The sequence below is a fragment of the Methanobrevibacter sp. genome (assembly GCF_045541095.1).
Taxonomy (GTDB): Archaea; Methanobacteriota; Methanobacteria; order Methanobacteriales; family Methanobacteriaceae; genus Methanocatella.
The window spans coordinates 1-10,059 of record NZ_JAZQIJ010000120.1 but is presented as its reverse complement, the minus strand read 5'-3'; the positions used below and the strand labels follow the sequence as shown (position 1 = coordinate 10,059).

Here is a 10,059-nt window from a genome sequence, read left to right as displayed (position 1 = left end):
TTTTTCTTTTAAAAAAATCAAATATATGATAATTTAAATTCCTATTATATTTTAAAAATATCCGATATATTTATATACTATTACAATAATATTATTATATAGGTTTGAAAAAACTAATATTCTTGAGGTGTAAAAATATGTTAGTATTGGCCACAAGTAAAATTCAAAGCAATTATCAGACAACCATTCCAAAGGAAATACGGAAAAACTATGATATAGATCACAACACCGTTGTGGAATGGGGCATTAATGAAAAGGGCAAGCCTGAAATTAATTTCAGAAAAAAACGAAACTTCAAGGATTTGGGCGGTGCCTTCAAAACTGATGATAGGACAAATGCCGTTGATTTGAAAAGGAGCCTGTACAAATGAAAGGAGTTTTTCTCGACACGTCATTTATTCTGGCGTACATCAATTCAAATGATATGCTGCATAGAAATGCAATGAGATTGCAGCAGAATGAGAATGTCCTTGCTCAAAACTGCTTCATCAACAACAATGTGTTGAATGAGGTGCTGACAGTTGTCGGCAGGAAGTTCAACGTCCGTGCCGCCGAAGAAATATACTACGGCCTCATTGACAGTTTTGACATATTGAACGAATACGACATATTCAACTACACCGGCAAGACATTTGACATATTCAAGACATCAGGAGCAAACAACGCAAAGAAAGGCTTGAGCTTCACTGATTCGAGCATTGTACTTACAATGTCGGAAATGAATATTTCAGATTTGGTCAGCTTTGACCGCCAATTCAAAGGTTTCAGCCAAATCAGCCTGATTGGTCCGGATTACCTATGAGAACCAATCAAAATTCACCACAATATTAATTTTTCAAATCAAAAACTAAAAGGAGCCATTACCATGAATATGATTAAACTAGAAAAGATAAGCCATAAAAAACCTGAATTTGATGAACTCTACAAAATGCTTTCCGATTTGAAGGACTTTTTAAATGAGGATGCAGATCCGAACGATAAGGACTACCTCAAAAACCTGGATGCAATCCTTGAATTCCAGGACAATGACGGAAGCTTCAAGCTGTTCGATTCCTTCAATGTTCCAATCGATGCCATGGTGGACTTCTGCTACATGCCTACATACCTCTGCAGCGCAATTCTCATGAAGGCCTACATGAGCTTCGGCAAGGATTTCAGCCTGAAGCAGAAACTCGGACTTTTGAACGGATTGAAGATGTCATGTGCCAAAAACCTTGTGGGACATGGCTTTGAAGGCCTTAAACAGCAAATCGAGGCAATCAATATCTTCATGAAAGCCGGAGTGAAGGAATATCTGGATCTCAACCATGATTTCTGCTATGAATTCGGAATAATGATGGACGGAATCATCAAAGATTACCACAAAAAAGAAGCTGAAGGCAAATTCAACGGATACTGGGGCGAAAGCTACGAGGAGGATATCAAAGCCATCAACGAATACTTCTGTCAAAGGCTAGTGTTTGTATATGGAACCCTCATGAAGGGCAAGCCAAACCACCACTACCTTGAAAACAGCTCATACCTGGGCAAGGCCTCAATCGAAGGCTATGACATGTATGATGTGGGATGGTATCCTGCAATCGTACAAGGCAGCCGTCAGATTCCAGGAGAGCTTTACCAGGTGCCTGCTGAAGACATGCCGTCAATCGATATGCTCGAAGGTGAGGGAAGCCTTTATAAAAAAAGATGTGAAACCGTGATGTGTGCAGACGGAAAGACACGCTCCGCATTTGTCTACGTCTACCTCAGGGACGTTTCTGACCTCACAAGAATTCCTGCATGGAATGAGTATATCTGGTACGTTTCATACGGAAGCAACATGCTTTTTGAAAGATTCATGTGCTACATCAAAGGGGGATCCTACAGAGGAAGCACATACCGTGACGCCTGCAGCGACACCGCATCACCTGCAGAGGTCAGGGCCTTTGAAATACCATATGACATGTACTTCGGAAACACTTCAGGCTCATGGCAGAGCTGCGGAGTTTCATTTCTCGACACCACCAAAGATGGCCATGCACTCGGAGTAGCTTATCTGATAACAAAAGAGCAGTTCGAACACGTAATTGCTGAAGAAAACGGAGGACGCACACCTACTCCTGGATATGGATGGTATGAGGATGTGATAAGTCTTGGTGAAATCGAAGGCATTGAGGTAAAGACAGTTACCAACAATAATCTTCGCCCATACAACGATCCGTGCCTTGACTATCTGGATACTCTGGTGAAGGGAATCAGGGAAAACTGGCCTGAAATGAGTGATGATGAGATTGAGGATTATCTTAAAAGCTGCATAAGAAAATAATTGGGTTGAGCATACTTATCCTCAATTCATTGAACTATTATTAAAAAAAGTTAAATGAATTTAATAGTCATCGATTGATGATATTAAATTCTCCATATCGCTTAAAACGCCATGAACATCATCTTCTTTGGATTTTGACATGCTGATGGCAAGTTCGCTTGAAAGGTCATCCAGCTTTCCGATCAGTGATTTCATGATGTCTGTTTTGGATGCGATTTCATCATCTATCTTCTGGGAGTCTCCGCTTGAGAAATTGATGAGATTCAAAACGGCTGAGTAGTGCTGGTTGAACAGCTTTTCGCAGTTGTCGACAACATGTATGAAGCGGTCATAGGTAAGCTGCGGTGGTGTGAATTTGGCTGCGATGAGTTCCCTGGTCTGTGATTCCTTCTGGTCAAACTCTTTTTTAAGCTCTTCAATTTCCTCTTTTTTATCTTTAAATACCTTTGGTGGCTCTTCGGAAGTTTCGATAGGTTGTGCTGTTTTTTCTATTTTTCTTTCGCTGTATTCCGGAGCCTTGATTTGAGGGGCATTGTGTGTTTTTATCTTGTGATAGCCGTATCCGACAGCACACACAGGTACTGCAAAGAAAAGTGATACGAGATTATATCCCAGTGCAAAACCTGAAGGAGCACCGGAAATCACGCTTCCAAGTCCTGCAACCATACCCATAAGTATGAATGCAACTGTCACCACTTTGGTTTTTGATATTTCAAAGTCATTGTTGTGCCAGTAGAAAAGGAAATGCTTTATGTCGCTTAAAAGGTTACCTTCATAGAATCCTGAATCGATTTTAAGAATCTTGTGAACAAGAAAACCAACAACAAAGACTGGTATGGCCAATGCCGCACCTGCTATGACTGGGAATAGAAACAGCGGTGTGGTAATGCTTGCAACCAGACCCACTAAAAATGCAACTATAGTTAGGAATTTGGTTCTTGAAAATACGTAGCGGCCGTTTTCGCTCCAGTAGAATAGACTGTACAAAATGTTCATATAAATCACTGATTGATACTATTTGACTAAACAATATTTAAGGGTATTGTATCGTTATGTTAATTAATGATAATGTATATATTTTCATTAGGTAACAATTTGTGTATAAGTTAGTTTTGCGGGATGATTTGATGAGCGTAAATATTGAGGTTCGAAAGATTGGAATTACGGAACTTGACGTTGATGCGATTGTAAATGCAGCAAACCCCAGCCTTTCACACGGCGGCGGAGTATGCGGTGCGGTATTCAGGGACGCCGGAGCGGACGAGCTTTCAAAAGCCTGCTCTGAAATCGGCTACTGCAAAACAGGCAAAGCAGTAATCACTCCCGGATTCAATCTTAAGGCCAGATACATCATCCATGCCGTAGGTCCTGTCTGGAGCGGTGGTGAAAACAATGAGGAAAATCTGCTTTATGATGCCTATGCCAATTCCCTGGCAATTGCAAAAGACAACGCCTGCACTTCAATAGCTTTTCCTGTAATTTCATCCGGGATATACGGTTATCCTAAAAGGGAAGCATGGAAAGTTGCCGTTAAATCCTGCCGTGATTTCATTTCAGACAATCCTGACTATGACATTGAAATCATATTTGCTGTTTTAAGTGACGGCTCGAAAAGAATGGGCGATAAGACAATATCGGAGGTTATGAAATGAGAGAAAATCATTTCAGAGTGGATGAAAACGAACTTCCATATCTGGTAAGTGAGAAAAGGAATGATGGCTCCAACGCCGGAGCTTATGGCAGTCTCAAAACAGATGATGAAAGGATTGATGAAATAGTTTCCTCCATTTACGGAATTCCCGACTATATCAGATTCATCCTTAAAATCAAGCTGAAGTCCTTTTTAAATTCAAAGGACTGCATCAGACTGGACGTGGACGAGATTGATTTGGGATATTACCTTTTCACGTTCACACGTCAAAACGAGTTTTTAAAAACCCTTGATGAATTCGAATTCAGCAAGGATTTCACTCGTCATGACAAGCTGTTCATCGACTGCATTTCCACACACAGTTATGATGGCCTTTTAAATGATTCCTGCTTTAAGGAACTTCTCAAAAGAACTCCGATGAAGTTTGAAAGGGTTGGCGGGGGATATGAATGTGACTATTCATTTGCAGATGATGAATTCACATTCAGAAACGAACCTGAAGTGTATGTGGTTTTTAACGACAGAGGAAAACAAACGGCATATGATCTTGATATGGACAGGATGGAGCTTGGAAAAAAGCTATTCTAATTTAAAATATGATTTGAGGTGTAAAATATGGTAACATGTCCGGAATGCGGTGAAGAGATAGACGATGATGATAATGAATGGGACTGTCCGTTCTGCGGATATGAGGATTGGGGTGAAGGATTTTACAGATGCTACAACTGCGATGCTCTTTTCGACTGGAGCGGTGATTTGTGGGAATGCGAAAACTGTGGCAATGAAGGCATAAGCCCGTCCCCACGTCCTCGTGTCTATTTGGAGGATGACGACGATGAATACTGTGAGGACGGAATTCCCGACGTCAACCAGGGTTGGGTCGGAGAACACTACGGGTGAAATACAGTATGGCGATTAATTTGATTGAAGCAATAGTGGATTTATTCCTTCCTGCGGCGCTCCGTACTATGACGGATACTGTGAGGAATGCAGATATCCCGATGTTAATCAGGGATGGTTAGGCGAGGAATACGGATAACATTTAAGCGTTAAATTTGAATGATATCAGATTAATATTGTAATCTGCAGAATAAGTTTTACTTATTATGTAGTAGATATGATGAATGATTGTGATGAATTTGAATGGATAGAATTTAACATTATTGTGCAAGAATTCTCCGGCTTCTAAAAGCCAGAGAGGTTCAAGGAGTGATTGTATGGCATCAACAAGACAATATCTGGAATATGTATTGGAGCAGCTATCTGATTTGGAGGATATAACCTATCGGGCAATGATGGGAGAATACATTATATACTATCGAGGCAAAATCATCGGAGGCATATACGATGACAGATTTCTCTTAAAGCCCGTCAAATCTGCAAGGGAGATGATGCCCGATTCAGATATGGAACTGCCCTATGAAGGGGCAAAGGAAATGATTCTTGTTGGGGAAATCGAAAACAGGGATTTTTTAAGGCAACTGCTGGACGCAATGTATGATGAACTTCCAGAACCAAGAAAGCGCAAATAATATTTTGGAGCAAAAGACATGGATGATAAAGCTATTCTAAATGATTTGAGAGATATTACAAAAAACAGGGATGACTGGAAAGCAAACATTCGTCATGTTGCCGGATATCTCGATGATGATTATTCCGTTGACGTCAAGGCAAAGGCCCTGTGGATTTTAGGTGAGATGGGACTGAAGTATCCCGGTGAAATTGAAGCGTATGTTGACGGCATTGCACAATATTTTGGCGATGAAAATCCAAAGCTTAGGGAAAGGTCCGTTAACGCAATCGGACGGATAGGAAGGGCAGACGCAAATCTTGTCAGAAACCATATTGACATGCTGATGGAAATGAGGCATGACGAGTCTGAAAACGTAAGGCATGCTTTCGTCTGGGCCTGTGAAAACATAGCCACTACCTCCCCGGAGATTTTCTGTGAAATGCTTGAAATATTCTATGATATAATTTCCGATTCATCGGATAAGGTCAGAATAGAGGCGCCTGAAATGTTCAGAGTAATCGGAAAGCAAAATCCGGAGTGTGTAAAGCCTTATCTGGGAAAGCTGGAGTTCATTTCCCAAAACGATGAAAATCGTATTGTCCGAATCCATAGTGCAGGTGCAGTTCGGATAACAAAAAAAAGCATTCGAAAAGAATTAAAACATTAATTTAATTAAGCGAATATGCGAAAATGATGGTTTTTGTTTAAAAAAAGTTTTTAAAATGGGAGGATATCCCATTTTTGATTGTCACTAAGTATTTACCATTGTGGGTTTAATGGTTTGTACAAATCTCTTGAAGGTCTTTTGGAACCTAATTGAGATCTTGAAATATAATGAATTAAAGATATTTGCATTTTTTTCTCTAAAAGAAAATTACCAAATCTGAATGTGAATTTATTTTTTTGAATTTGTTAAATGCTCTTAAAATGTTTAAATTGTCTTAAAAATTTATATGTCATTGTTGATATAATTATAATTGATTATATGAAAAGAGTGACTAAAATTTTATTTGCTATAGCTATTTTGCTTATTGTTTTTGCGGGATTTTTAACATTTACTCATCATACTTCTCATGAGGATGTTGAAATTCTGGACAATTATACTGAAATACTTGGAAAAAACTCAAACGGTACTGTATATAAGATTACATGCGGGAACAACTCATCAACAGACACTGTCTGTGTGATATTGGGTGTTCACAGCCTTGAAAGCGGCATCCACAATGCCACAAACCAGACAATTATGAATTTCACTGAACATAATGACCTTTCAAAGAGGTATGTGGTTTACTTCATCAAGCTCAACTTCAAGGACAGCGGAATGAATACAAGTGACTACAACACAAACCGTCATATGGGAGAGATGCTTGCAAACAAGTATGTCGTTCCGGATATTGACAATGAGGATCCTTTTGTCGTGGTTGATGTTCATGAAATGGAAAACTATTGGGATGAGCTTCGATACATCGGAGTTCTTGACAACAGATCAGACGTTGAAAGGGAGTATGCCTCAAGGATTGCAGACAATCTGGACTATCCTATATTTACAATCAATGCGGGAACTTCGCCTGAATGGGTAACCGACCCGATTGACGAGAAAGGATATCATACACTTCTGTTTGAAACAGCACAGGATGATAAACAGTCCCAGAAGATGCAGACTGCTGAAAAACTGGTGAGGACGATAGATGCCCTGACGGTGTATAAGTGATAACATGGGTGAAAAGACCGTTTTGTGCGCCTGCAGCGGAATGAATCCTCGCGGTGAGGTTTCACGTGTAAGCGTATATGACTTGAGCGTTGAAAATGATGACATAGAGTACTGCTGTGTCGTTGCAAGCGCAGGCAATTTCCGGAAATTCATAGATTTGGCACGCCGGAACACTGTCATTGCCGTTAACGGATGTGAAAACGCATGTCCTGAAACCATTCTGGCTTTCAAGGACGCTACAGTCGAATATAACCTCAACGTTTCAAAGTTATTAAAAGAGCATGGAATGCAGGCTGAAAATACCGTCAGAATCAATGAAAATGACGAAAAGTGCGTCAGTATAGTTAAGGATGAAATCCTGAAAATAATGGGTGAAATCAAATAAATGGTTTTTCATTGATATTTTCCAATAAGGTGAGCATATGACTTCAATAGACTGGTTCGGTTTTGAAAAAAAGGATTTGGACTTTCCGTTCTACAGGAAAAATCCCCACGTTTCTAAATTGGGTTGGATTGCATTATTTTTCGTATTTATTTTTGGATATCTGGCTACAGGCTTAACATCTGTCCCTGCGGGAATAATTGCATGCGTTATCCTTATAGTGCCCGTCCTGTACTTTCTCAAATGGGATTATTCTGCAATTTTTCAAAAGCCAACGCTCAGGGATGTTGGCCTTGCCATAGCGCTTTTTGTAGGATATATGATATATGCAGTTGTCCTTTCCATGATTCTTGAACAAGTCGGACTTGTCGGTGCTGAAAACATTGAGCAAAGCAGTGTAAGCCTGATGCTGATTCCGCATTTCGTGTTTTCCCTCATGGGCGAGGAATTTCTCAAGTTCATACCGTTCGTTTTCTTCATGAGGCTGATTTTCAAATTCTCCAATAAGCGTAAACCTGCAGTGATTATCTCAATGATTCTTGTCATGTTCATGTTTGCCGGAATGCATGCCTATGACATTCCGACATTGCTGTTTGCGATATTCATGCAGGGTTTCGGTTCGATATTTGAATTTTACGGATACATCAAAACCAAAAACATTCTGATACCATACATAACACATCTGTGCACCGATGTGTTCATTCTGTTTATTGTGATGATGGGATTTTAAGAATAATGTATAAAAGATTTCTAGAAAAGTTGATAACAAATATATTTTCAGGTGATATGATGGATGACTCTCAAATAAGACTGGACGATATGGTTGATAACTCACGACTTGAAGAAATAATTAAAAGCATGGATGAAGGCCGTGCGGACCCGGAAAAGACAAGGGAATTTGCAGAGGTATTCAAACAGTCCCAACTGTTCATGCCGGTGATGATGAGCGCTGACTTTTTTGAAGGCATAGAGGATGCAAAGGAAGGAGACATCTACACAACCGGTGAGAATTCAGGTTTTGATATAAACTATCTTAAATTGGACAACGGCCAGAGGGCGGTTCCATTGTTTACAAGCAGCGAGCTTATGGAATCAACTGGCCTTAAAAGCTCAGCCATTGCATTGTTCATGAGTGATTTGGCTGATATGCTTGAACAGGCGCCGGAAGGAAGGTATGTGATGATTGCAATCAATCCATACACAGACCTTACAGTCGACATGCCCATGAAATCATTTTTAAATCTCTTCAGAGAACCTTCAGATGAGCTTTCAGACTCAATCAGTAAACTTCTCGAGCTTTTAAAGAAACATTCCATTGAGCTTGAGGAAAACTCCACACTGTTTTTAAGGCTTGACGAGAATCTTCTGGTTGAAAATGCGGTTGACGGAATCTTCACGCCACATGCTCCAATTTTTGTAAGCTCAAATCCGAAATACGCAGAAGATAAGAAGTACACAAACCTTCTGCTCATGCCAAAATCCAAAAAGATCCTGCCAATTGGTGCTTCTGAAAACGACCTTGATGTTGTCATTGCACCCTTGACAGAGTTCAGCCTGCAGGACAGGCTTGATGAGTTTACCTCACTTTGGATGTGCGAAGCCCAGCCTTTCTATGATGAAAAGAGTTCAGATGAAGAGTAACTCATTATTCACTAAATCACTGAAAAATTATAAATCATGTAATTTATATTATTCATTAGAGAAATTAAATTATGAAAGGATTTATGAAACTTAATTGGTAAATGATAAATAGGAGATGAAATCATGATTACACCAGAAGAAAAGGATAAAATTAAACAGGAGATTGTAGAAAAGGTAAATTCCACTTTGGAGAAAAACAACGAATCATTCAGAATGGATAAAGTAAATATTTTAAATAAATCAGATTCCGTCCAATTCATGGGAAATTATAGGGTGTATGACAGGAAAAACTACAATGCCGTTTCAAGAGAAATCAATTCATTCCTAAAGCAATACGGTGATGTTGATATTAAATCTAAAAAAATCAGGGACAGCGGAATGAAATTCACAACAGTAAGCTTTAACTTTGAGCTTTAGATACAGTTAATGTTAGGGATTATTATTCCCAACAAATTTCTTTTTTTGATTATTGTATATTACGTTAAATTAAAAGGGTATTTGCATTAAAAATCAGAAATTGTATTGAATTGAGCTAAATGCCGCTCACAAAAATGAATAATATTTGTAAAAAAAGTTGTTGACAGCTAAAAAAGATAAATATTTAAATCCAATTAAGGAAAGATATTTACTTTATTAGGTCTGAAAGCTATAATTTGTTTGTTTGCGAAATCTTTTGCTTCTTTTTTATATTTTTTAACATTTGCCATAATAATCACATTAAATTTTTTTTCAAGTCACACTGCTGTGCTCTAGATAATAATATAAACAACATTGTATATAAAGTTAATCGAATGCAAGTACTTACTTACATCTTTAAATTTGCAACAAACAATTAAAAACACTTAAAATATAAATT

The 10,059-nt window shown here is 38.8% G+C and carries 16 protein-coding genes; 14 read left to right on the top strand and 2 right to left on the bottom strand.

The features are described 5' to 3' along the window. Nucleotides 1–137: 137 nt before the first annotated feature. From ACKI2P_RS05060 to ACKI2P_RS05050, 3 genes are all read left to right on the top strand, one after another. Nucleotides 138–371, top strand: coding sequence for an AbrB/MazE/SpoVT family DNA-binding domain-containing protein (locus tag ACKI2P_RS05060; protein ID WP_407375610.1), 234 nt, complete (start codon nucleotides 138–140; stop codon nucleotides 369–371). After that, nucleotides 368–802: a type II toxin-antitoxin system VapC family toxin gene (locus ACKI2P_RS05055; RefSeq protein WP_407375608.1), complete on the top strand. Its 435-nt coding sequence runs from the start codon at nucleotides 368–370 to the stop codon at nucleotides 800–802. Before ACKI2P_RS05060 ends, ACKI2P_RS05055 begins: the two co-directional genes overlap by 4 nt. Nucleotides 803–865: 63 nt before the next feature. Further along, complete coding sequence (locus ACKI2P_RS05050; RefSeq protein ID WP_407375606.1) at nucleotides 866–2,305, top strand: gamma-glutamylcyclotransferase; 1,440 nt, start codon at nucleotides 866–868, stop codon at nucleotides 2,303–2,305. Nucleotides 2,306–2,365: 60 nt separating this feature from the next. On the opposite strand, the gene ACKI2P_RS05045 is transcribed toward ACKI2P_RS05050, so the two are convergent. Next, nucleotides 2,366–3,301, bottom strand: a complete 936-nt coding sequence (locus ACKI2P_RS05045) for a hypothetical protein (protein ID WP_407375604.1) — start codon at nucleotides 3,299–3,301, stop codon at nucleotides 2,366–2,368. 131 nt (nucleotides 3,302–3,432) lie between these two features. On the opposite strand from ACKI2P_RS05045, the gene ACKI2P_RS05040 reads away from it, so the two are divergent. From ACKI2P_RS05040 to ACKI2P_RS05025, 4 genes are read left to right on the top strand one after another with little or no spacing between them, the layout of a single operon-like run. Next, nucleotides 3,433–3,957, top strand: a complete 525-nt coding sequence (locus tag ACKI2P_RS05040) for a macro domain-containing protein (RefSeq protein WP_407375602.1) — start codon at nucleotides 3,433–3,435, stop codon at nucleotides 3,955–3,957. Next, nucleotides 3,954–4,544, top strand: coding sequence for a hypothetical protein (locus ACKI2P_RS05035; protein WP_407375601.1), 591 nt, complete (start codon nucleotides 3,954–3,956; stop codon nucleotides 4,542–4,544). The genes ACKI2P_RS05040 and ACKI2P_RS05035 overlap by 4 nt, the downstream gene beginning before the upstream one ends. Before the next feature lie 27 nt (nucleotides 4,545–4,571). Continuing rightward, on the top strand, nucleotides 4,572–4,856 hold the full coding sequence (locus ACKI2P_RS05030) for a hypothetical protein (RefSeq protein WP_407375599.1): 285 nt from the start codon (nucleotides 4,572–4,574) through the stop codon (nucleotides 4,854–4,856). Then, nucleotides 4,832–4,978, top strand: a complete 147-nt coding sequence (locus ACKI2P_RS05025; RefSeq protein ID WP_407375597.1) for a hypothetical protein — start codon at nucleotides 4,832–4,834, stop codon at nucleotides 4,976–4,978. Before ACKI2P_RS05030 ends, ACKI2P_RS05025 begins: the two co-directional genes overlap by 25 nt. Before the next feature lie 20 nt (nucleotides 4,979–4,998). Here the strand turns inward: ACKI2P_RS05025 and ACKI2P_RS05020 are convergent, their stop codons facing one another. Next, complete coding sequence (locus tag ACKI2P_RS05020) at nucleotides 4,999–5,127, bottom strand: hypothetical protein (RefSeq protein ID WP_407375595.1); 129 nt, start codon at nucleotides 5,125–5,127, stop codon at nucleotides 4,999–5,001. A gap of 46 nt (nucleotides 5,128–5,173) precedes the next feature. Here ACKI2P_RS05020 and ACKI2P_RS05015 point away from each other — a divergent pair, with 46 nt between their 5' ends. From ACKI2P_RS05015 to ACKI2P_RS04985, 7 genes are all read left to right on the top strand, one after another. Next, the gene (locus ACKI2P_RS05015; protein ID WP_407375593.1) at nucleotides 5,174–5,488 is read left to right on the top strand and encodes a TfoX/Sxy family protein; all 315 of its coding nucleotides are present in this window, start codon (nucleotides 5,174–5,176) and stop codon (nucleotides 5,486–5,488) included. A gap of 18 nt (nucleotides 5,489–5,506) precedes the next feature. Further along, on the top strand, nucleotides 5,507–6,136 hold the full coding sequence (locus ACKI2P_RS05010) for a sister chromatid cohesion protein PDS5 (protein WP_407375591.1): 630 nt from the start codon (nucleotides 5,507–5,509) through the stop codon (nucleotides 6,134–6,136). A 327-nt stretch (nucleotides 6,137–6,463) separates the two neighbouring features. Continuing rightward, complete coding sequence (locus ACKI2P_RS05005; protein WP_407375589.1) at nucleotides 6,464–7,180, top strand: hypothetical protein; 717 nt, start codon at nucleotides 6,464–6,466, stop codon at nucleotides 7,178–7,180. Between the two features lie 4 nt (nucleotides 7,181–7,184). Further along, entirely contained in the window at nucleotides 7,185–7,565 is a 381-nt protein-coding gene (locus tag ACKI2P_RS05000) for a putative zinc-binding protein (protein WP_407375587.1), read from the top strand. A gap of 37 nt (nucleotides 7,566–7,602) precedes the next feature. Continuing rightward, entirely contained in the window at nucleotides 7,603–8,292 is a 690-nt protein-coding gene (locus ACKI2P_RS04995) for a hypothetical protein (RefSeq protein WP_407375585.1), read from the top strand. Between the two features lie 59 nt (nucleotides 8,293–8,351). Beyond that, complete coding sequence (locus tag ACKI2P_RS04990) at nucleotides 8,352–9,203, top strand: SseB family protein (RefSeq protein WP_407375584.1); 852 nt, start codon at nucleotides 8,352–8,354, stop codon at nucleotides 9,201–9,203. Between the two features lie 123 nt (nucleotides 9,204–9,326). Next, entirely contained in the window at nucleotides 9,327–9,620 is a 294-nt protein-coding gene (locus tag ACKI2P_RS04985) for a hypothetical protein (protein ID WP_407375582.1), read from the top strand. Nucleotides 9,621–10,059: the final 439 nt, after the last annotated feature.